Raw genomic sequence first — 23059 nt, 5'->3', positions numbered from 1 at the left:
ATGTTTGGCATCTGGTGTAATGAGTATCTACGTATTGCGCGGGAAACGTCTAGTTTGAGTTAAGGAATTGTGAGGCGGGAGATGGGATTTAGGAATTTGGCTAACTGCTATTGTCACTATAAGTGGCACTAATATTATGTGAATAGGCTCCCCCCAAATATGCCAAAGATAGTGTGATACTATATGCGGTAATGTTAATAAAACTTCTTCACTCCAAATGGGGAGTCCCGAAAGGTTGACATATGAAATGATGGAGATTACTATCATTCACATGCCTCTGACCAGGAGCAGCTCCGGTCTAGATAGAGGCCTCTACAGGCAATTAGTAACGTTACATGGCTTCCTTTGAAACCGCAGGTTTTGAAGGAAGCCTTTGTAATGTAAGAGCTTTAGAAGCAACGCTATCCTAAACCATAATCAATCCTCTCCCCTTCAAGCTCACGACTTTATCCTTCATCAAATGATTGTCAACCTCTACACATCCCTGAGATTTGATTTATTTGTCTAAAAAAGCGCCTATTCATGACGATTTAGGCGTGACTCTAAATTTTTCACAGCATCTATTAAGAATTGACGTAAAATGTTCAGGTATAGATTAAATTTTTGAATATGGTATTATATGAAAAAAAATTCCATACTTACATCTGAGGTAATAATGAAAAATAAGATATACCTTGAAGATGCTTTCAATCTATATTTCCATGGTAAATTAAAGTTTAAATATTTCATGGAGCTAGTGATCCATAATGAACTTAAATTAATAAAAATTGAAGACCATCTGAGAAACAAAACAAAAACAACTTACAAAGCTTCGTCGGAGTTGTCTTTAATTCATAGGTTCATTAATTTATTTGTTTTATCAAGACTTCCAGTGATGGAAAATGTTGTTTTTTCATATAGAAATGAAAAAAATGTAATTGATGCAGTAAAACCACACCGTAACAGTCGAGTTATTTATAAAACTGATATAAAATCGTTTTTCCCATCAATTAGTTCCTTTCAAGTAAAAGAATGTTTGCATAATTATTCTGACGATTCATTTATTGCCGACTTAGAGCTTCAAATTGAACGAATCGTCTATTTGATTACATATGATAATAAAGTCCCTCTAGGATTTTCTACATCGCCTGTTATAAGCAACTTTTCATTTTTCGAATGTGATAGAGATATTTCTGATTTCTGTTATAAACATAAATACTCATACTCTCGCTATGCTGATGACTTAATAATTTCAAGTAATGACTTCATCGATAGAGAATTTATGAGTAATAGTATCCAAAACATTTTTTTAAAAAACAAAACCAATTTTAAATTAAATTCAGATAAAACAAAAATTTTATCGCTGGGTAAACCTAGGACAATTTTTGGGGTTAGCATTCTTCCTGATGGTACATTGACCATCAGTGGTAAGCTGAAAAAAGAAGTAGAGACAAAGATCTATCTGTATCTTAATGATAGGGATGCCTTTACTGATTACTCTGGTGTTACTGAGGAGAAGGCTTTAGCAAACCTATCTGGAGTTATAAACTACATAAATTCGATAGATCCCAACTATCTTATTAAATTAAAAAATAAATATGGAAACTCAATTATAGACCTTTTTTTCAGGAAGACATTAAGCAATGAATATAAAAATTGAAGTTAAAAACCTTCAACACATTGTAAATATGAAGGTTGATTTGGATTTTGATCATAGCAGTATAATATGCATCGTCAGTCATAATGGTGTAGGAAAAACCACCTTACTAAAGTCCTTAGGGATGATCTATGATACAACGGTAATCAAGAAATCTAGCTCGGATCTGCTAGATTATACTAATTCAGAAATTTTAATTAATTACAATGATCATGACTACAACTTTACTTACAACTCAAACATCAATTACTTAGATCACCAAGGTGACATTAGCCATTCTTCTGATGGAATTCTTGAATTACCCATACCATATGGTAATAGATATTCAATGTTCTCTTCATTAAGTGGAATTGATAAGACATTACGTACTGAGTTCATTATTGGCAATTACCACCCTGCAACAGATTTAATCGATTTCCTCACGAGAATATACAAAAATAATAAGTTTAGCAATTTAAAAAGAGTGATTATTTCAGGGCAAGATTATTATTTCTTGCCCTTACAAAACAACAGATATATACGAGAAGATTACTTTAGCTCTGGTGAATACTTTTTGATAAATCTTTACAGGCTTCTAAAATCACCAAAGAAGCTTATTGTAATTGATGAAATAGATATATCTTTAGATGCTTCAGCACAAGTTTCATTGGTGTCTGAAATTAAAAGCTTATGCCTCGAAAATAATAAAAAAGTACTATTTACTACTCATTCACTAGCGATGATTAAAACAATTGAAAACTCTGATGGTACAATACTGTTTCTTGAAGAAGAATCAAATAAAGTAGTTGCCAATAGACGATCTTTTAATTTCATAAATGGTGTAATGTTTGGATTTAAGGGTTTTGATAAGTATATCCTTACGGAGGATATTCAACTAGAACGTTATCTTAATCGAATTTTGAAAAGTATCAAAACAATTTATAGCTGCAAAGTTATATACGTTGGTGGCTGTAATGGTGTTATATCATTAATGAAAAGGAATGATCATGAAGAATTCTTATCTGATGGAAGTAATGTAATTGCTATACTTGATGGTGACGTAAAAGCTGAGATGGAAAATAAGATAGCTTCAGTACGCGATAGAGTTCATTTTCTCCCTTTTCTCAGCATCGAAAAGGAAGCATTTAATAAATACAAGAATAAAACATTTAAGCTTCCATATGTTGGATATAGAAATTCAGGGGCGAAATTTGTTTTCGACAGATTAGAGCAAAAGCTTTCCTATGAGAAATTAATTAAAATCGTTGAAAAGGGTCATGATCATACACTTAGAAAATTACATGAAACAATAAGCAATTTTCTACGCGCCTGAAAAATGGTGGAGAGCTAGCGCTCTCCACCATTTAATTAAAATAATTCACCTATAATTTCACCCCCCCCTCTTTCGAGCAATAAGAACCAATGAAATAATAAATATTATATCATAGGCCAAGCCGCCATCCCTTTATCTACTTCAACACAAACATACCCAACATCTCTTTAATCACCGGCAATCGACGAATCATCGACATCGCGAAATCCGCATACGCAGCCATATCTGCCGCAACCACCTGCAATAAGAAATCCGTATCGCCACTGCTGCTGTAGCGGAAACTTCATTATTTAGCGCCATCACTTCTTGTTCGAATTTACGCGCTTCGGCTTCGCTGTGGCTATCAATGGTGACGCGCACAAACACCATCACATTAAGGCCAATCTTTTTTGATTAATCGCGGCGCGATAACTTTGTATCACATCGTTCTCTTCCAGCTTGCGGGCTTTGCGCCTGGTCGGCGATGCGGAGAGGCCAATTTCACTGGCGAGATGTTGATTGGTGATGCGTGCATCCTGCTGCAACTGCTGGAGGATTTTAATATCTGTATTACTTAAGCTCATCAAAGGAAGATCCTTTCCGTTTATCTGCGGTTATCGAATGCTTCATCCCTAAATCAATCTTTTGCAATGCATTGCGCAAGCATCTCTCTCGCGCCCAGCCGCATACTATTTTCACATAAACCGCTTATGTGAGAAGCCCATGGAATTCTACGCAAACACGCATCGCTGCACTATCGTGATCGATTAACAACTGCCTGCCGGATTGGCAATGAATGCTACAAGTGTTAGCGGCATCAGTTTTAGAAAGTTGATGGGTAATTTAGTTGGGACACGCCTCCTGCAACCGTGTTACCCATATTTTTCCGCTTCACTTGCTCCATTTCGGATGCGATGACGCTAGGCCCCCTTAAGATCTTTAGTGCAAATAGTCGGAATTTTTCATACACGATTTAGCAACCTTCATTGCGGTGCGGTGATATTAGGCTCTAATTCCTGGAATCTGGCTTTAAGAAAAATTTAATAGTGCAGTTTTAACTGCCTGAACATATATCTTATTTGCCATAAGGCTCAAGTAGTCAGGCCCAAATCGGAGCGCATGACGGTTTGACGAAACCAACCACTTTGCGGCTTACGTAATCGGACTGACGAAGCTGTCTACCATGTAGCTTGAAGTGGTTCTGGAGGTAAGGATATTAATGGCAGTTGTGTACCAAAAGCAGATATTATCTATACAACAGAGTGTCAATCAACAGAGGAAAGGCCATCATTTTTACTTATGTTCCACTCATGCATAGAAATAAAACCATGATATCTTTTTTTCACTAACTCTTCACTTTCATTAGGAAAAGCACCACTATTCGCCATTCGCATTAGGTCTTTTTCATTTGGTTCTTTGAATCCATTTTTTATACAATGACGGTCAAGCCATATTTTCGATATAGTATAAAATTTAAGCAACTCATCAGACTGATAATCTTCATCTACATCCTTCCACCATAGACATACTGAAGATATGATGCGCCTTTGCATATCTAATATATAAGCATCTGGAGTCTGAGCAACCTTTGAAAAGATACATTCAATAATAACGTAAAAGTAGTAAAGCACATATGGCAATCTACTGTATAAATAAGACCATTGTGAAAGTTTATTATCCCAATCAGAAAATATAAAGTTAATATTGAGTTTTTCAGTCTTGATAGCTTTATGCTCAGTGAAAAGATGCATTGCTAAATTACATATTCCATCAAAATTATCTTCAGTATTCTTATCATATCTTAGCCTTGCTATATACTCCGGACAAAACCTAGGATCATCTCCTAAAAGTGTTACTATGTTAGAAATTCGCCCTATATGATTATCAATCCCTCCCGCATTCTTAGGACGGAGTGTTAAAGGGTTTTCTGATAGTGATTTTGAAAATTCATTGCCATCCATAAATAATGACTCAATCACGTATAGAGTTTCTTGAATTGGCTTTCTTATTAACATATAGGTAATATTTAACTTTCCTTTCTCTGAACATTTAAGTGCTTCATATATACAATGTAGCGCATCAGATAAAACAGCTTGAAGAACGGTCGCTCTTATTAATTTTACTTTATCTTCAGACCTATCTTTTACATCTAACAAATCAAAAATATTATTGGATAATTTGAATAACTCTTCATCTTCATGGGGTATTTTCAGGGGGGTTTTAAAAATCCCTGCAGTTTCTCCAGACTTCAATGCCTCTACCATAATATCATGTATTAAAAAACACAGGTTGTGAGCAGACTTATACTTAATAGGCATAACTGCTTTAAAATTTCTTCCATCATTCGTCAAACTCATAGTTACCTCCAGCCTCCCTTAATTAATTGTAATTAATATGATCTATTACTTACTTAGAGACAATACTACGCGTTGCTTGCATTACTATTTGGTTTGTAACTCAAGGAACAGACCACTACAGTCTGCCCAATCCTCGCTCAAAGCAGCCCTTGCCGTCTCATCCCCACACCTCTTTCACATCAGACACGCATCCTGCGCAATATTTGCGCCCTACACTCTAATGCACCGAAACAACGGCCAATTCCAGCCGTCCCGCCCCAAATCTCATTCAGTTTGCGACTTCATCTGGCTACCATCGCCATTCAAAAACGACTCAGCCACGTCGGAAAACCGCTCAGGCTTATCAAGCATCACAAAGTGAAAACTGTCATCGATCCGTGTGAAGTGGATATCGTGTGCAGAAGCATAGGCTTGACGGTACATCGCATCCACGCTGGCTGCAGGTACGCCGAATAGCGTGTCATAAGCGTATACAACCTCAATCGGCGCTTTAATGCTGCCCAGTTCGGGACGCAAATCGGTGATCATCACTTCATACACGGCATCAGCAATGGTTTTACGATCGGAATGGATTCCTGCCGCCACCAGTGCTGGCCTTACCGCTTCGGTCCTGGCTAAGCGAGCTAGGGATGCTTTCTGAAACTCGGCGAATTGCTCCGGCGACTGTCCCAAAATTAAATTTCGCGTGGCAGTGGCCTGCGGGGCGACAGTTTCGCTGGTCGCCGCTGGATTGAACAATAACGAATAGAAGGGCAATGCATCAACGACCATCACGCGACCCACCAGTTCAGGATGACGGGCAGCCAGTATCAATGCCATTTCTCCCCCAAAGAGAATGGCCAATGATCGTCGGGGCTTTGATGTGCTGGGCGTGAATATAAGCAGCAATGGCGTCAACTGCCGGAACCATGATTTTCCCGTCCGGGTTGGCAATGGCAGGCGTACTCGCAAATCCCGCCAGCTCTACAAGATGAATGCGATGGCTCTTGCGTAATTTTGCAGATAAATCAGCCCAAACGTCGCGTGAAGACGCCAGCCCCGGAATCAATATGATATCCGTTCCCGCCCCTTGCATCTCCACGGAGATTCGCTGTGAGTTAGGATGTTCTGGAGATATAGGCAAAGGCTGTGCGGCAGACGCCGATAAGCACGATGCCATTAAAAGCGTTCCACCGATGACGGCGCGGATAGTTGCGGTATTCATTAAACCTCCCTGTTTAAGCTGAGCAATGTTAGCAAAGCTATAAATGATTTTCGTCCATAATAGGATCCCGATGCATTATAACTGATGCACCATCCATTCGTTGAACTCACTACTTTAATCAGACCCGAAATCGAAACCCTGGCCACTCTGCATAGGCATCAGTGATAATTAACCCCCCGAATCGAAATCGTCTGAAACATTCATTTTCGGTACATGAAAGTAACCCACGTCGCAGAACGTGGGTTTGAGATCATCTTTATTTCAAGCGCAATTTCCTTTGCGGATGAGAGTCTGGCAACCGGCTCTCTTTGCCGAAAATTTTCTCACGCAATGTACCCTGCTTATAGTTCGTTTGAGCAAGACCACGCTTCTGTAATACCGGCACCACATGTTCAACCCACTCTTCCCACCAGCCCAATGTCGTGACCGGAACCACGTTAAAGCCATCCACGCCTGCATCAGCAAACTGCTGTACTTTGTCGGCGATCTGCTCCGGCGTACCGGCAAAACGGCCGGGCAATAAAGCATGTTTTATCAGGTATTCGCGCCAGGTCAGCCCACGTCCCTGGCCATAATCCGCATCGACAGCGATACGGAATTTAGAACGCATATGTTGGCTGAACTCCTCGCGGCGACTTAATTCCGTTAGTGGCGTATCAGGATCGATATTGGCCAGGTCAATACCTGAACCTCCGCTATAGAACCCCTGTAATGCATTGATATCAATATTGTCGAAGAGATATTGCTGCTTACGTTTTGCCTCTTCTTCAGTGGAACCAATCACTGTTGAAAGCATTACCAGCTTTTTGAGATCTTCAGGCTGGCGGCCATAATTCACCACATCCCGGTTAAGAGTAGCGATATCTTTGCTCGCAGTTTCCGGCGTTTGTGAAGGCAGGAAGGTCACTTCGGCATTACGGGCGGCGAAATGACGGCCCGCTTCTGAATTGCCAGCCTGGAAAAATACCGGGCTGCGCTGTGGTGAAGGTTCCACAATATGCGGGCCTTCTACACGATATCGCTTACCGACATGATTGATTTTATGGATCTTATCGGGATCGAAAAAGCGGTTGGTCGCGGGATCGTGAACAACCGCGCCCTCTTCCCAGGATAGTTCCCACAATTTATAAGCGACATCCAGATATTCCTGTGCCCATTCGTAACGATCATCGTGCGGCACAATCTCATCAAAGCCATAATTACGAAAGCCATTAGAGAGATATGAAGTCACGATGTTCCATCCAATGCGACCCCGCGTAAATTCATCCAGCGAAGATATCTGACGGGCAAACGAGAAGGGGTGGGATTGAATCACGTTGCTGGTGACGACCAGCCCCAGATGCTCTGTCACAAGGCCCAGTGCTGAAAGGATGGTAATAGGATCGGGCTCAGGAAATTGCGTCCCGGCGCGGATGGTGGTTTTACCATCACCATATTCAATGTCATACACTCCCACTACATCGGCAATGAACAACGTATCAAACAAGCCCTTTTCAAGGGTTTTCACTGTATTGACGTAAGCATCAAGCTGGTTGTATTTGTACTGAACCTGGCCTTCTGGAGTACGCCAGTAGCCATGGCTGTGGTGGTTAGGCGTCAAATGTAAAAAGCCGTTATAAATCAGTTCACGAGACATGTTCTCTCCGTTGGCAATCAGGCTAATTCAGCCGCACCCAGACGGGGCAGCGAGGCAAGTAATTTCTGGGTATAGGGGTGGCGCGGGCGATAGAAGACATCATCTGCATTGCCCTGCTCCACCGCGATGCCGTTTTGCATCACTAAAACGCGATCGCTCATGTGGTGGATGACGCCCAGGTCGTGGGAGATAAACAGGTAACTGACTCCCAACTGCGCTTGTAAATCGCTTAGCAGATCGAGGATCTGGGCCTGAATAGTGACATCCAGGGCAGAGACGGCTTCATCGAGAACAATCACCTGAGGATGCGTAGCAATGGCACGGGCAATCGCCACGCGCTGACGCTGTCCACCCGACATGCGCGCAGGCCATTGATGCAAATGATCTGCGGTGAGCCCGACGGATTGCAGCAGACTGATGGCCCGCTCTCGCGGTGTTTGCCTGGCGGGATACGGATCCAGCGCGATGGCATCCAGTAAGATGTCGGAAACGCGCCAGCGTGGGTCAAATGAGGATAGGGGATCCTGATAAACCACCGCGATTTGGCGTCGAATCGCCCGCTGTTGCGAGGCGGTGGCGTGGCTCCAGGGTTTACCGCCATACAGCACCTCTCCGCTATCAGGTGATTCTAGCGCCAGAGCAATTCGCGAGAGTGTGGTTTTACCCGAACCCGATTCACCAACAATACCGAGTGTTTCACCGCGTTTTAGCTGAAATGACACATCGGCCACCGCTGAGTGACCGCGAAAATGCTTGATGATATGCCGTGCTTCCAACAGCACTTCATCTGCAAATTTTCTGGCTGCGAGAGTCGATGGAATCTCTACCGCCGCGACACCGGATAAACGATGCCCTTTGGTATGCTCACTGGGGATCGCTTTAATCAGTCCCTGGGTATAGGCGTGCTGAGGATGCTGCAATACTTGTTGTGCAGAACCTGACTCTACAATGCTGCCACCCTGCATAACCAAAATGTGATCGGCAATTTTTGCCACGACTGCGAGATCATGGCTGATGAGGATCACACTCGTCCCGCGATCCAGCATCTGACGCAGCACATCCAACACCTGCGCCTGAACCGTGACATCCAGCGCCGTCGTCGGTTCATCCGCGATGAGCACCTCCGGATGCAACGCAATGGCCGATGCGATTAACGCTCGCTGACGCAAACCGCCAGAAAGTTCACCTGGCCGCTGAGAAGCGCGAAGCTCTGCCTGTGGGACGCCCACCTCTTCCAAAAGAGCATGTACTTTCTGCTGTCGGCTGGATGCGGTGCCCCAACCATGCAATGCCAGTGCTTCAGCGATCTCTTTGCCGACCGGGCGAAGCGGATCGAGCGATACCAGCGCGTCTTGCAGAATGAAGCCGACCTTAGTGCCGCGCACCTGTTGCCACCATGCGTCGCTGCGCCCTAACAACGATTCACCCTGCAATGTCAATCTCTCGGCTTGCACCGCAAGTCGATCACCGGCTAAGCCAACCAGTGCTCGTGCGGTGACACTCTTACCCGAGCCGGATTCGCCAACCAGAGCAAGGCACTGCCCTCTTTTCAGGCTAAAGTTCACATTCTTCACAATATGCTTAGGTGCAGTTCTTTCAGTGTTGACCCAGACATTTAGCCCTTGCACGTCAATTACGTCGTGACTCATGCGCGATGTTCCCCTTCTGCTCGCTGCTGGATGTAACGCCCTAGCTGTGTGAAAGCGAGTGCAACCAGCACAATCGCGATACCCGGTAAGACTTCGAGCCACCAGGCCACCGTGACATTGATTTTTCCAGCTTCGAGTAATGCACCCCATTCCGGTGAGGGTGGCACTACCCCTAAACCCAGAAAAGACAGGCCTGAGGCCCAAACCACAGACTGACCAATCCCAAGTGCAACCAGGGAAACCAATGGCCGAAACACGTTTGGTACGATGTGTTGCAGGAATAATCGATGCCAGGGGTGCCCCAGCGCACGGGCAGCTTCAACATAACCTGACTGTTGTACCTGCATCGCTTGCGCACGCACCAGGCGCGCATAGCCGGGTGCGGTGCCGATGCCCACCGAGATCAGCAGACTACTGGCTGAAGGGCCTAACAGCGCCACGAACAGCAATGCCAGTAGCAAAGTGGGGAATGCCAGCAAAATTTCCAGCAGACGATTGATCGGTTCTGCCAGCCAGCGTGGGCCCAGGGCGGCGCTGAAGCCAAACACCACGGCACCAAAAAGGGCGATAGCCATAGCGCCAACACCAATTAGCAAGGATTGCCGCGTACCCCAGATAATTCGGCTGTACAAATCGCGGCCAATATCATCAGTGCCGAGCCAGTTCGTCAGCGAGGGAGCCTGCAGCGCACGTATCAAATCGGTCGTGTAAGGGTCATGGGTTGCCAGCAATGCTGGCGCAATGGCGGCGATAACAAAGAAAACAGCAACAAGAGCGGCCAGCACAACAGACCATGGCAATACGTCGGATAAACCTCTCAGGTGGCGCCAGACTGAACGCCGGCCCTTCACCCCTGCATAATCGGAAAGATGAGTCGTCATGCTTGACCTCGCAGACGGGGATCGACGATCAGGTAAATCAGATCGACCACCAGATTGATGATGATGTACAGGGAGCTAATCAAGATGACAATGCCGGACACCAGGGCAAAGTCCTTGTTGCTTACGGCGTTAACCAGCACATTGCCCAGACCCGGCCGGGCAAAGACTGCTTCGACCAGCACAGCTCCTGACAACAGATTGCCAATCGCCCATCCACTTAAGGTAATGGCAGGGATCAGAGCATGACGCAGCACATGGCGCAGGCGCACGCCAGAGAGACTCATGCCACGCGCACGAGCGGATAACACAAAAGGTTGCTGCATACTGCGTTCAAATTCACTGCGGATGGCATGACCGATAAAACCGGCCAGTGGAATGGCTAACGTGATGGCAGGCAAGACTGTGCCCCACAGCGTTGCACCCCCGACAACGGGGAACCAGCGCAGGCCGATGGCGAACACGATAAGCAACAGAATACCAATCCAGTACTGGGGCAATCCCGCCAGAATGGTTTCAACAGCGGAACCCAGTGCACCAAGCTTTTTGCTGCGTCCTGCGGTCAGCAACGTCCAGGGAATGGCTATCACCCATGCCAGTAACAACGCCGAAATCGCCAGGGTAAAGGTCGGTAACAGCTGTTCAGCGATGATATGCGTTACGGGCCGTTGCAACTCAAAGGAATAACCCAACTTGCCCTGCAGTAATTGCCAGAAGTAATTGAGGTACTGTTCCGCTATCGGTTTATCAAAACCGTACTGGGCATTGATTGGCGCAAGTTCTTCAGAGGTGCGTTCAATCACCTGCCCGGAAGTAATGTTAAGCAGAATGGTGGCGCGATCGCCGGGCAATACCGAGAGCACAAGAAAAGTCACGGTAATGGTGCCCCACAGCACAAATAGCGCGCCGGCAAGACGGACCGCGACCCGTCGAGTTAAGGAACGCGACGGATTCGCCACCAGCCTGCGTTGCGATGAGATGACGTCACTCATGGCTTCTCCTGTACAAAATAGGCGTCGTTAAAATTGAGTAATCCGTTGCCTTGATCCTGCCAAAGCCCGCGGATGTTGTTGGCGACCGCCACGTTATAGGTAAAGTTGTAGCCGCCAATGGCAATCGCCTGGTCGTCAAACCACTTTTGCAAAACAGCAAACTTCTGCAGGCGTTGCTCTGGATCCGGATCCCGCTGGGCATCGAGAATCTGTGCTTCGACCTCAGGATTGTTAAAGAAGGTGGTGTTATTGCCGTTGAAAGCGCCATTGAGAGAATGTTTGTAAACAATGTCGAGGATGTTGGGTGATGGCCACACCCAATAACCAAAACTGATTTCCTTGTCATCCGGGCGTGAGCGCGCACCGGCAAAGCCTTCGGTCTGCGTGAGCGGGATGAGATCCAGCTTGATACCCACCCGTTTCACCTGATCCTGCACCGCCTGCAGCATCAGCGCGCCTTCCTGGTCGATGATCGCCTGGATAAAGGGCAGCCGCGCATCCAGCGTTTTACCCTGTTTCGTGCGATATCCCTCTGCATCGTGTCCGGTCCAGCCTGCGGCATCCAGCAGCTTGTTGGCTTTAGCGATATTTAGTGAATAGCGATCATTAACATTGAGATAGAGCGGCGTACTTTTACTCAGTGAACCATTGCCTTCATAGGGCACCGCACCCTTGAATACGGTTTTAACGATTTGCTTGCGATCCAGCGCGTAGGCAAACGCCTGACGCACCCGCACATCATTGAAGGGGGCACGCTGAACATTGAACGAGAACGCCTGAGGTCGCCCTGTGGCGACATAGGAAAGAGTTTGATATTCACGTTTTAATGCCTGCCACTGTGCTGATGGCGGCTGATAAATAACGTCGGCGCCTCCACTGACTAAGGCTCCCCAGCGGGTGGTCGCATCGGGGACAAACTTCCACTCCAAATGCTTGATATACGCAGGGCCGTTATGATGTGCATTGGGCGGTGCCCATTGATAATCATCATTACGCACAAAACTGATACCCTCCCCCCTCACCCAGTGCGCCACTTTCCACGGCCCGGTTCCCACTGGACGCAGGCATTTTTCTTCACTGCTGTTGTGAGCCAGCGAGTCGGGGGATTGAAAACCATAATGACCGTTTGCCAGCACATTATATATTTCCGGATTGGGTTCGGATAAATGTAGTGCCACGGTATACTCGTCTACCTTGGTGAATCCGGTCATATAAGTGAAGCCGTGCCAGCCAATTCCCTTTTGCCATGCAGGATAGTTTTCAATAACCGCGTCGGCATTAAACACGTCACCATCAGTAAATTTCACATCATGACGCAAATGAAATGTAATGGTTTTACGATCGGGGGATTCACTCCAGCTTGTGGCTAGCCAGGGTCGTATTTTCCCATCATCGTAACTCACTAAATAATCGAAGACCTGCCGGGCCAGATAAGCCTGCTGCACCCAACCGCCCCACAGGCAGGGCGGTTCCTGTTCGTGCAGATAAACCAGCGTGCCGTCACTGTATTCAGGCGTTGCAGCCTGTGCAACCGTTTGTGACATCACGCCAGTTAATACGCTGAACAGGGGAATCATCAGGCGACGAGTAGATATTCGCATCATTTTTTAAGATTTCCCTTAAAAGTCCAGATATACCTATAAATGTGGCGAGACATCCACACATTTATCGTTAACTGGAAAATGAATTAATCGCTTTATTGGAATCGTTTCTGAATAGAACATAGATATCCCCAACAGCAAATATCATTACCGGGAATTAATATGAAAGAATGAATTCCTGTTCCAGATAATGGAAGTAAATATATTAACCGGCAGATTAATATCCTTTGCAGAAATAAACATTAAAAGACGGTAGGAAGAAAATGCATAGTGCCTCGACATGAACGTATTTTTTGAGTGGAGGCTAATGCCATGTCGCAGATTGAATCAGGATGGGGAGCGCCCTCTTCAGCAAGATATGAACAGCTCGCAGAGACGTTTCGACCGCTGTTTACCCGCATTCGCGCCGGAGCCATTGCTCGTGAACTCGAACGTCAACCGCCATTAGAAGAGATTGAATGGCTTAAAAAGAGCGGTTTCACCGCATTAAGACTGCCCAAAAGCGCTGGCGGGCTGGAGGCCACTTTACCAGAATTGTTTAATCTGCTGATCGAACTTGGCGAAGCAGACTCAAACCTGGTGCAATCCTTGCGCGGTCACTTCGGCTTCGTCGAAAATGTGCTCAGTAGCAGTGATACAGCCTTCAGGCAGCAATGGTTCACCCGCATTGCACAGGGTGAAATTGTCGGTCCAGCCTGGAGTGAAACCGGTGAGGCGCGCCAGACGGTGTTCTCGACACAAATCAAGCGCAGCGGCAATCGCTGGCGATTAGATGGCAAAAAATTTTATACCACTGGCTCACTCTACTCAGATTGGATCAATATCGGTTTGACCGATGAGAACCTCAAAGGCGTATCAGTGACGGTGTCTCGCACCGCGCCGGGCGTCACCGTACTGGATGACTGGAACGGCTTTGGGCAAACACTCACCGCCAGCGGTACCGCGATATTTGAAAACGTTGAGATTCCGCACGCCGATATTCGCGAAGATGCGCACTTTGGTTATGCCCCGGCGTTTTATCAACTCATTCATCTGGCTACGCTTGCCGGCATTGGCCGCGCGCAAAGTGGTGAAGTCGCCTCATTAGTCGCCGCGCGCACGCGCACTTACAGCAACGGTAACGCTCCACGCGCAGCGGATGATGCGCAAATACTTCAGGTTGTTGGCCGCTTGCGAAGTGCAGCTTATACCAGTGGCGCCATCGTGCAACATGCCGCTCAGTCATTACAACGCGCTTATGAAGCACAGCAACAGAATGATGAACAGCAGAAAACGCATAGCGTTGCGATTGCAGAGCTGGAAGTTTCTCAGTCACTCAATGTGGTTACCGACTTATTGCTTAATGCCAGTTCAACACTCTTTGATGCATTAGGAGCTTCAGCCACATTGAAACCACTGGCACTGGACCGTTTCTGGCGCAATGCCCGTACACTCTCATCACATAATCCCCGTATCTATAAAGATCGCATCGTAGGTGATTTCGCCGTAAACGGTACGTTACCGCCAGAACAATGGCGAATTGGGATAGCAGATAATCCGCAAGAAAAATAACGACTCCGGTTGTGTTCGAGTCATATTGATCGCTTTGGTCTGGCAAGTCGAAGCGGCTTTTTGTGATTAATGAGATGTGAGAATGGGGCCTTCAACTATGCGCCATTCTCACTCTGTTGGGGGTGACTTCCCCCGTCACCCCATCACCAACCCGCCATCCACATACAGCGTTTGTCCGGTGACAAACTCGCTCCACTCTGAGGCTAAAAACATCACCGGACCGGCCACATCCACGGGTTCGGCAATGCGGCGCAGCGGCGTTTGTGCGGTGATAAACTCGCGCACATCTTCTCGCGTGGCACTGCTGGCATCGGTGGGATACACCAGACCCGGCGCGACGCAGTTCACGCGAATCCCCAGCGGCCCCAGTTCTGCCGCGAGTGAACGGCTAAAACCAATCAACGCAGATTTCGCCGTGACGTAATCGTGGTAAGGAACAGAGGGACGGGCCACTAAATCGCTGGAAAGATTGATGATGCTGCCGCGCGTGCGCGAACGCATCAGCGGCAACGCGGCCTGGCAGACGTTGTAGGCCGCGCCGACGGCACCTTCAAACTGGCTTTGGTAGCCTTGCCACGACGTTTCCCAAAAGCGTTGTCGGTTATCGGTATCGAAAACATAGGGCGCGAAAGCATTGTTCACCACCGCGTCCAGACGACCGGTGGTGTTGTCGATCTGCTCCATCATCGCCGCCACCTGCTCCGCTGAGGTGACATCGGCGCGAATAGCGAGGGCAGAACCGCCCAGAGCTTCACAGCGCTTTACCACTTCCATCGCTGCGGCTTCACTGCGCAGGTAGTTCACCACCACCAGCGCGCCCTCTGCGGCGAAGGCCTGCGCGATAGCCGCGCCAATTCCCCGGCTTGCGCCGGTCACCAGAATTGTTTGATCAGCAAATTTCATCGGTTACCTCCTGTAAAATACGTGGGTTCAATCCGCATAGGGCGCAAAGCGCTCGGCGGCAGTTTCGGCAGAAGCCTCTATTTCCGTGATAGTGACCAGATCCAGCAGGCTAAAGCGGCCATCGTGGTGCCATCCTGCTGCGGGTGAGGTCATGCTGCCAAAGGCGGTAATGCGGGTAATACCTGCTTGCCCCAGACGTCCGGCGAGATCAAATAACTCTCGCGGAGTGGCCGCCACCGCCGCCGATTGCAGATAAATTTTCTGCTGCGTCATCAATGCAATTGCGTCTTCAATCTCATCCACGGCCACCACTTTGAGGGTGCGTCCGAGTGCCGACGGCATCAGAGCTTCGGGGCCATCCACCATGACCACCGCCCAGCTGTCCGTTGGCTCGCCAAAAAGAATGCGATCGTCTTGCAACGCGCGAATCTCTTCACGGCTGCGCCAGGCCGCCACGCTATTAACTTCAGCCGAAGACAGCACGCGACGCGGATACTTGCGCGCCAGCGCACGCAGTTCATGGGCAATATACTCCGCGAATTCCTGCGGCGAGATGCGTCCGCCGCGTTCAACAAACAGCATTTGCGGTGAGTAACATCCCGCCTGGTCATAGCGCATGACGTCATAAGCCACGCGCTGCGCCAGATCGACTCCCTGCCTTGTATCCAGTGCCGAACGCGCCACCAGCCCCACGCTGATTTTATGGCCGTGCGGCAGAAAACGCGTGGAGACCGGCAGTTGCTGTTTGATAGCGTCCAGTGCGGCGTTGCCACCATAAGCCATCACCACATCAGGCTGTGTTAACCAGTGTTTTTCTGCTTCTGCTTCTGCTTCGCCGCCTTTCCACCACACCACTGCCAGGCATTCGCCAAGTTGAGGATCGATCTCGGCCAGCAGTTGCGCGAACCAGCCCGCCATCAGTGGTTCAGCGCCGGGCAGTTTGCCCACGCTGCCCGCTTTTACCAGCAGTCCGCAAATCAGGCTCCACAGTGGCAAACCCGGCACGTTCCCTGCCCAGATATGCAGCAGCAGATCAGGGCCAAACGCCCGCGCAAATCCGCCATTAGGTCTTGGTTGGAAGTCATCCAGCAGTTGCGGATCGTTAAAGTCTTCGGCTAAAAAGCGCTTGAGCTGCGGCTGTCGGAAGGTTTTGAGGTATCCGGTAAGCCCAAGGCGAATCATCCCGGCGTCATAACCGGTGACAATCGGCAGCAGCGTTTCGGCCTTGCGGCGCAGCGGATGGCTTCGATCCAGCAAACGCGCAATGGCCTCATCAATAATCATCACGATCTTCGCCACGCTCAGCGTCTTGAGATAAGCGCGAGCATGATCGCGCAGATGTGCGCTCAGGAGTGTAATTTGTGCCGGATTCAGCTCGGGGACGTCGACATCCAGGTGCTGTCCGTGATGGCTAAAACTCAGCGTGCGCCACTGCACCTCTTTAGGCGATAAACATCCCGGTAAATAACCCGCGACCTCTTTCACACTGCACCTTGCGCAGCAGCCAGGAACTCTTCCATCGCCAGCGAACAGCCCTTCGCATCCGCTCCGGTGACCCGGCCCAGCAGATGGAAGCCGCCCGCCACTGCCCGGCCAGCATCCTCGGTCAGTAAGGCAGATACTGAATTGAAGTGGGCCAGATCATGGTGCACCAGCACACCCATCTCACCTTCCGCCACCTCTTCGCCCGTCAGCGGATTGACCACGCGCGTGCGGATCCAGTGCGGGCCGGATTTCACCGAGGGACAGGCCACGTTGCCGTCGTCATAAAACTGGCTGCTCAGTTCGGTCATGCCGTACATGTTGATGCAGTGCATACGCGGCACGCCTAATGCCGCACTCAGTTCGACATAAAACTGCTCGGCTCCAATTTCGCGTGATTGCCCCTTAAATCCGCCGGTATCCAGAATGCGGCTGCCAGCTGGCAGCGCAAAGCGGCGTTTCTGGCGCTGCAACTCGTCCAGCAGATGCACATAGCTGTAGCTCGCGCCCAGCAGCGCATAAGGTTCGCCCTGCGCTTCCGCCTGCTCAAGCGCAGCGAAAAGGCGATCCATCGCGATACCGCTGTCATCCAGCAGCACTTCACTCTCGGCGGTGCCAAATTTTTCCACCGCTAACGTCAGGTAATGCGCCAGCGAAGAGTTGGGCAGTGCCCGATTATCAGGGAACAAAATGCCCATGCGAATCCGCTCTTCACCCGCCATAAAGCGCTGGCGGAAATTCTGCGCCATCGAGCATTTCCAGACATCAAGCGTCGGATGATAGCTGCGCCCCTTCACTGTGCCGGTGGTTCCGCTGGTCATAAACACCGCTTCGACGTCATCGGTGGCATGGCAACTCAGCGTCAGATCCTTAAACGCAGTGATCGGAATCGCCGGAATGGCGCGCCAGTTTTTCACCATAAAAGGTGTGCGGCCGCGCTGCATAGCGAAGCGTCGATAAGGGGTATTGTGTTCGAATTGATACGCGAATATGGCGAGCGCCAGGCGGTTAAAATCGTCGTCGGTTGTGTCCTGACGCTGAAGAAAGGTTAGCAAAGCGTCGATCAAAGCAGCTTCAGTCATATGCGGGTCCACCTGTTGCGATTGCGCGAAATCTCTCAGGCCGGGCCTGATGAGTCGAGTCTGTCCGCTACAAAGCACAAAGATGGGATCAGGACGCAGTGTCGCCCTGTGTTCCGCTCCCTACGCCGGTATTAGCCGGATCAGGTTCGTAGGGTCACTACGTTGTCAGCGTGTATAACACTGACGGGTAGAATCTCAGCCCGCTAACCGGGCCCCCCCTGGAACAAGTCGCAGTCAATCAAAAGGTCACTCAATAAAAGTCCACTCAGTACACTGATTTTATTGGGGTTACTTCAAATTCACTGCTGACAGTATTTCAAGGTTAAACCATTTGCCGTTTTAACACACTGATCTTTTGATCTAACCAGAGGCACTACCCGCGGTTCCAGCTTCACGGTGATTCATTGATCAATGTGAACAGCGCTGCTGAATTAGCAGGCTGTGAGTTTTTATCAACTGGTACCTACTGACCTCAACTTCAGCAACGAAAAATTGTCATGAGTCTGCAACATTTTAGTCATTAACAAATCCTTAACCAGTTTATTTGTTGTACTTTGGCTTTAATGCCCGGTTTATTTGTTCGAGTTACGCTTCAATAAATCTCACAGGATTTTATTGTGGTACGTAATATTCAGATTTTATCCCGTCCATTATCAGATAATGACCAGGCGATATCTGCAATACACATCAATTCATTTCATCAAACCAACCACAAATACTCTTGATTTTCCATTAGTTAGACCAGAGACTGTTGGTGAAACATTCAAGGGAATTTAAAATGAAAACATCTGCTAAGGTTGGGGCACTTTGTGCCCTGGGGATCATTTTGTCTGCGTCGGGTTATGAGGTATATTCGCAAAGCATAGAAAATCAAAATGATGAAATAGCCTGTCTGACCGTTCACAGTCGTGATGCGGTTATTGCCGTAGAAAAAGACCTGCTTGAAAAAGCCCATACCGAAATGTTTGGGAAAAACAGAATCACCCTGGGTTCTCTTCTGTTGCACAATGAAGACGTAGCAAAAAATGGCACACGTATAATCGTTCCGTTTACTTTGGCTAGCCGTGGTGGGCAATCTGAGTTCCAGGCCGTAGTGAGATGTTCAAATTTACAAGATATAGAGTATGACAAACTTTAATGAGTCCATTGACTCACACAGCAAACGGATAAATAAAAATGTACAAGGCAACGAAGTATTACGTATGCGATCACGCCCGCAGGGGCTTGCTTTTGCATACCGCAGGATGTGAACAGTTACCCGGTATCGATTCACGGGCTTTTATTGGCAGTATGTATAACCACGGTCAGGCATTCACCGTCGCTGCAGCGCAATATGCGAATGTTCATTACTGCCCGTGCTGCATCACTGTTAACAAAACCATCGAGTTAGCGAAGGATAACGCGACCATGCCAGCGTTGTGCAGGGCGACAAAACCGAAGAGAAAGAAACCGATGAAGGTTGTTGAGCCCGTGCGACATTTTCCTCTGTGACTTGATGACAGCGAATGTCCTGGGACGTTTAAATCCAATCTTTTAGCCCGAAATCAACATGCATCGTCTAAAACACCGCCCGCAGCGCTGTCACCAGCGCGACGGGCGGCAACAGACTCAAGCCGTTCTGAATCGGCGGGTGAGCGGTTTCTCAACCTCAACAATCAGGAACATCACGAATCCGATGATGAAGGTGATCACCCAATAGCGGAATGGCAGTCCAGTGGTGCCGAACAGCAACTGCATAAACGGCGCGTAGATGATTAATAATTGCAGCACCAGCAGTACCGCACTGACGATCCAGATACCTTTGTTCATCAGCAGCCCTTTGCTCAGCGAGAAGCCATCTGACACACGGCAGTTGAGCATATAGAACCATTGCGCGGTAACCAGCGTCTGCAACAGAACGGTGCGGATAAACTCCGGAGAATAGCCACGCGGCTGCAGCCAGGCTTCCAGCACAAACGCGCTTATCGCAATCATTGAACCAACAAACACCACGCGCCAGATAGCGAATCCATCCATCACATGCAGTTTGGGATCGCGCGGTGGCCGACGCATAATGTTTTTTTCACCCTCCTCAAACGCCAGGCCAAACGACAGCGTGGCCGACGTCGCCATGTTCATCCACAGAATCAATACAGGCGTCAGCGGAATGAGATTACCCGCCAGCAGCGCGATGATGATCAGCAACCCCTGCGCCAGGTTGGTGGGCATGATAAACAGGATGGTTTTTTTCAAGTTGTCATAAACCCGGCGCCCTTCCCGCACCGCGCTGGCAATGGTGGCGAAGTTGTCATCCGTAAGCACCATATCGGCAGCTTCTTTGGTGACTTCGGTGCCTTTAATGCCCATCGCAATGCCGACATCGGCGCGCTTCAGGGCGGGCGCATCGTTCACGCCGTCCCCGGTCATGCCGACCACTTCCTGCCTGCTCTGCAATGCCTGAACCAGGCGGAATTTATCCTCCGGGCTGGTACGAGCGAAGATGTCGTAGGCCTGCGCGGCATCGCTTAATTGGTGATCGTCCATCACTTCCAGTTCGCGCCCGGTAATGGCTGAACCCGCATTGCCAATCCCCAGCATTTGACCAATGCTCATCGCGGTTTGCGGGTGGTCACCGGTGATCATTTTGACGCGTATGCCAGCCTGCAGGCAGTCACGAATGGCGGTGATGGCTTCAGGGCGCGGCGGATCCATCATTCCGGCAATCCCGAGCAGAATCACGCCCTGTTGCAGATCCTGATGGGTGAGTTCAGTTTGTCCGGGTAACGCCGGTTTCCATGCTGCCGCCACCATGCGCAGCCCTTCGCGCGCATACTCTTCAATCTTGCCTTCCCACCAGCTGATATTGATGGGTTGCAGGCCGTGTTCGGTTTGCTGCTGCTGACAAAGTCGGAACAGCACATCCGGCGCGCCGGTAATCAGCACACGCTCTTCATCGCCAATGCGGTACAGCGTCGACATGTATTTGTATTGAGAATCGAACGGGATTTTACTGCGTAACTCGGTCGTGACCACCGGCAACTGCCCTTTGGCGGCCAGCACCTTGAGCGCGCCCTCAGTCGGCCCACCGGTGATTTTCCAGTAGCCGCTCTCATCCTTAATCAGCTGACTGTCATTACACAGATCGATGGTGCGCAGATACTGTTCGAGCAAGGACCCGCCAGTGACTGTAACGGGCACGGCGTCATCCGCCTTATGAATGGCGCCGACCGGTTCATAGCTGTCTCCGTCTACCCGGTAAATATGATCCGCCGTGATCACCGCTTTGACCGTCATCTCATTCATGGTCAGGGTGCCGGTTTTATCCGAGCAGATCACCGTCATCGCGCCCAGCGTTTCCACCGTCGGCAGCTTACGAATGATCGCCTGCTGCTTCGCCATGGTCTGCACGCCGAGGGAGAGGATGATGGAGATAATGGCGGGCAAGCCTTCGGGCACGGATGCCACTGCCAGACTGATCAACGACAACATCAGTTCGGAGACCGGCATGTCGCGGAACAGCAGGCTGAAGACAAACAGCGCGGCCATCATCGCCAGAATAATCAGGAAGATGGCTTTACCTAGCTTGTCCATTTGTACCAGCAGCGGCGTACGATGTTTTTCGATATCGGACATCATCTGATTGATGTGCCCCAGTTCGGTATCTCCACCGGTAGCCACCACCAACCCTGTACCACCACCGGAACTGACCGTCGTTCCCGAAAACAGCAAGTTGGTGCGATCGCCTAACGGAAGTTCTCCCGTCAGTGCATCGGTGGTTTTCTCCACCACCGTGGATTCCCCGGTGAGTATCGCCTCTTCCACGCGCAGATTGTGGGCTTCGATCACGCGCAGGTCAGCGGGGATACGATCCCCGGCGCGGATCACCACCACATCCCCCGGCACCAGCGCGGTGGTCGGCAGGGTTTCGTGCTTGCCCGCGCGGATCACCACCGTTTCGCTGGAGAGCATATTGCGTATGCTTTGCAGGGATTTTTCCGCATTGCTCTCCTGGATATGGCCAATCAACGCGTTGACCACCGCCACACCCAGAATCACCAGCGTATCAACCCAATGGCCCATCACCGCCGTCAGCAGCGCGGCAGCGAGTAACACGTAAATCAGCACATCGTTAAAATGGGCGAGGAAGCGCAGCCATGCGGGCTTACCCGGTTTTTGCGGCAGGGCATTTTCACCGTATTTTTGTAAGCGGGCCGTGGCTTCACTACCCGAGATACCTTCAACTGAACTCTCTGTCTGGCTCAAGGTTTCATCGACAGAAAGCTGATAGTACGACCTTTCCGATTTAGCAGTATTCATCGCTTTCTCCTCAAATCCTGTTTCGGAAATCAAGGCGGTGACATCGCGTTATTAACAGATCCTCTTTAAATACAAAGACGAACATCCACGTACTGCCTGAGGTGAGTCCCGTTTATAACTGAAAGACATGTCATTAATGGCTGCCCAACGAAATTGAGCAGGGAAATAATCTATACGCCGAACTTTTGACAAGAGAAATGAACGTTATAAACGTAGCACAGGCCATTCAACTCACTCTGTTTTTATGAGGAAATTCACCCGCAATCAAAAATTAGTTTTCAGAGGAATTTTAAACCAAAGATAAATAAGCTATTTTTAACGAAAATAAATTAACCCACCCCTATGTTAATGAAATAGCGGGAAAAGCCACACTTTGTTTTTATGTTGTTAAGCTGGTTTATAGTTCTGATTAAAACAAATAAATCAGATTTAAATTCCATGAGTTGCGCCAAAGATATGGCATTTATCAAACTTTACATTTTTGGATATCCACAGCTATGC

The 23059-nt window shown here is 48.7% G+C and carries 17 protein-coding genes, 2 pseudogenes and 1 riboswitch; of the genes and pseudogenes, 6 read left to right on the top strand and 13 right to left on the bottom strand.

Annotation, left to right across the window (positions count from 1 at the left end; genetic code table 11):
• Positions 1-655 precede the first annotated feature (655 nt).
• The gene (locus ACXI0A_RS25015) at positions 656-1639 is read left to right on the top strand and encodes a reverse transcriptase domain-containing protein (protein ID WP_476146308.1); all 984 of its coding nucleotides are present in this window, start codon (positions 656-658) and stop codon (positions 1637-1639) included.
• On the top strand, positions 1623-2948 hold the full coding sequence (locus ACXI0A_RS25010; RefSeq protein ID WP_476146310.1) for an AAA family ATPase: 1326 nt from the start codon (positions 1623-1625) through the stop codon (positions 2946-2948). Before ACXI0A_RS25015 ends, ACXI0A_RS25010 begins: the two co-directional genes overlap by 17 nt.
• Positions 2949-3084: 136 nt before the next feature.
• Here the strand turns inward: ACXI0A_RS25010 and ACXI0A_RS25005 are convergent.
• A pseudogene (locus ACXI0A_RS25005) lies at positions 3085-3511 on the bottom strand (Lrp/AsnC family transcriptional regulator).
• Positions 3512-3650: 139 nt separating this feature from the next.
• Here ACXI0A_RS25005 and ACXI0A_RS25000 point away from each other — a divergent pair.
• Positions 3651-3779: pseudogene (locus tag ACXI0A_RS25000) on the top strand (DUF2000 domain-containing protein); the annotation flags it as partial.
• 413 nt (positions 3780-4192) lie between these two features.
• Here the strand turns inward: ACXI0A_RS25000 and ACXI0A_RS24995 are convergent.
• From ACXI0A_RS24995 to ACXI0A_RS24960, 8 genes are all read right to left on the bottom strand, one after another.
• A complete protein-coding gene (locus ACXI0A_RS24995) occupies positions 4193-5284 on the bottom strand; it encodes a hypothetical protein (protein WP_476146312.1) in 1092 nt (363 codons plus the stop codon).
• A gap of 264 nt (positions 5285-5548) precedes the next feature.
• Positions 5549-6103, bottom strand: coding sequence for an alpha/beta fold hydrolase (locus tag ACXI0A_RS24990; RefSeq protein ID WP_479485305.1), 555 nt, complete (start codon positions 6101-6103; stop codon positions 5549-5551).
• The gene (locus ACXI0A_RS24985) at positions 6072-6488 is read right to left on the bottom strand and encodes an alpha/beta fold hydrolase (protein ID WP_479485304.1); all 417 of its coding nucleotides are present in this window, start codon (positions 6486-6488) and stop codon (positions 6072-6074) included. The genes ACXI0A_RS24990 and ACXI0A_RS24985 overlap by 32 nt, the downstream gene beginning before the upstream one ends.
• Positions 6489-6744: 256 nt before the next feature.
• Positions 6745-8124 carry an NtaA/DmoA family FMN-dependent monooxygenase gene (locus ACXI0A_RS24980; protein ID WP_224932889.1) on the bottom strand — a complete coding sequence of 460 codons (1380 nt, stop codon included), beginning with the start codon at positions 8122-8124 and terminating at the stop codon, positions 6745-6747.
• Between the two features lie 17 nt (positions 8125-8141).
• Positions 8142-9773 (bottom strand): dipeptide ABC transporter ATP-binding protein, encoded by a 1632-nt coding sequence (locus tag ACXI0A_RS24975; RefSeq protein ID WP_476146317.1) that lies wholly within the window; start codon positions 9771-9773, stop codon positions 8142-8144.
• The gene (locus tag ACXI0A_RS24970; protein WP_479485303.1) at positions 9770-10573 is read right to left on the bottom strand and encodes an ABC transporter permease; all 804 of its coding nucleotides are present in this window, start codon (positions 10571-10573) and stop codon (positions 9770-9772) included. The genes ACXI0A_RS24975 and ACXI0A_RS24970 overlap by 4 nt, the downstream gene beginning before the upstream one ends.
• Positions 10574-10650: 77 nt before the next feature.
• On the bottom strand, positions 10651-11643 hold the full coding sequence (locus ACXI0A_RS24965) for an ABC transporter permease subunit (RefSeq protein WP_476146321.1): 993 nt from the start codon (positions 11641-11643) through the stop codon (positions 10651-10653).
• Entirely contained in the window at positions 11640-13247 is a 1608-nt protein-coding gene (locus ACXI0A_RS24960; protein ID WP_476146323.1) for an ABC transporter substrate-binding protein, read from the bottom strand. Before ACXI0A_RS24960 ends, ACXI0A_RS24965 begins: the two co-directional genes overlap by 4 nt.
• A gap of 309 nt (positions 13248-13556) precedes the next feature.
• On the opposite strand from ACXI0A_RS24960, the gene ACXI0A_RS24955 reads away from it, so the two are divergent.
• Entirely contained in the window at positions 13557-14795 is a 1239-nt protein-coding gene (locus ACXI0A_RS24955; RefSeq protein WP_476146325.1) for an acyl-CoA dehydrogenase family protein, read from the top strand.
• A gap of 135 nt (positions 14796-14930) precedes the next feature.
• On the opposite strand, the gene ACXI0A_RS24950 is transcribed toward ACXI0A_RS24955, so the two are convergent.
• The 3 genes from ACXI0A_RS24950 to ACXI0A_RS24940 are packed head-to-tail and all read right to left on the bottom strand — an operon-like array spanning position 14931 to position 18262.
• Positions 14931-15698 (bottom strand): 3-oxoacyl-ACP reductase, encoded by a 768-nt coding sequence (locus ACXI0A_RS24950; protein ID WP_476146327.1) that lies wholly within the window; start codon positions 15696-15698, stop codon positions 14931-14933.
• Positions 15699-15725: 27 nt separating this feature from the next.
• On the bottom strand, positions 15726-17183 hold the full coding sequence (locus ACXI0A_RS24945) for an acyl-CoA reductase (RefSeq protein WP_476146329.1): 1458 nt from the start codon (positions 17181-17183) through the stop codon (positions 15726-15728).
• Complete coding sequence (locus ACXI0A_RS24940) at positions 17180-18262, bottom strand: LuxE/PaaK family acyltransferase (RefSeq protein WP_476146331.1); 1083 nt, start codon at positions 18260-18262, stop codon at positions 17180-17182. Before ACXI0A_RS24940 ends, ACXI0A_RS24945 begins: the two co-directional genes overlap by 4 nt.
• A gap of 99 nt (positions 18263-18361) precedes the next feature.
• Positions 18362-18491, bottom strand: a riboswitch (TPP riboswitch).
• 549 nt (positions 18492-19040) lie between these two features.
• Here ACXI0A_RS24940 and ACXI0A_RS24935 point away from each other — a divergent pair.
• Positions 19041-19400 (top strand): hypothetical protein, encoded by a 360-nt coding sequence (locus ACXI0A_RS24935; RefSeq protein WP_476146333.1) that lies wholly within the window; start codon positions 19041-19043, stop codon positions 19398-19400.
• Positions 19401-19438: 38 nt separating this feature from the next.
• Positions 19439-19753 (top strand): hypothetical protein, encoded by a 315-nt coding sequence (locus ACXI0A_RS24930; protein ID WP_224932879.1) that lies wholly within the window; start codon positions 19439-19441, stop codon positions 19751-19753.
• Positions 19754-19870: 117 nt separating this feature from the next.
• Here ACXI0A_RS24930 and ACXI0A_RS24925 read toward each other — a convergent pair whose 3' ends face one another.
• Positions 19871-22558 (bottom strand): HAD-IC family P-type ATPase, encoded by a 2688-nt coding sequence (locus tag ACXI0A_RS24925; RefSeq protein WP_476146335.1) that lies wholly within the window; start codon positions 22556-22558, stop codon positions 19871-19873.
• Positions 22559-23059: the final 501 nt, after the last annotated feature.

The sequence above is a fragment of the Pantoea sp. C1E2 genome (assembly GCF_056491465.1).
This window is presented reverse-complemented; position numbering and strand designations above follow the sequence as displayed.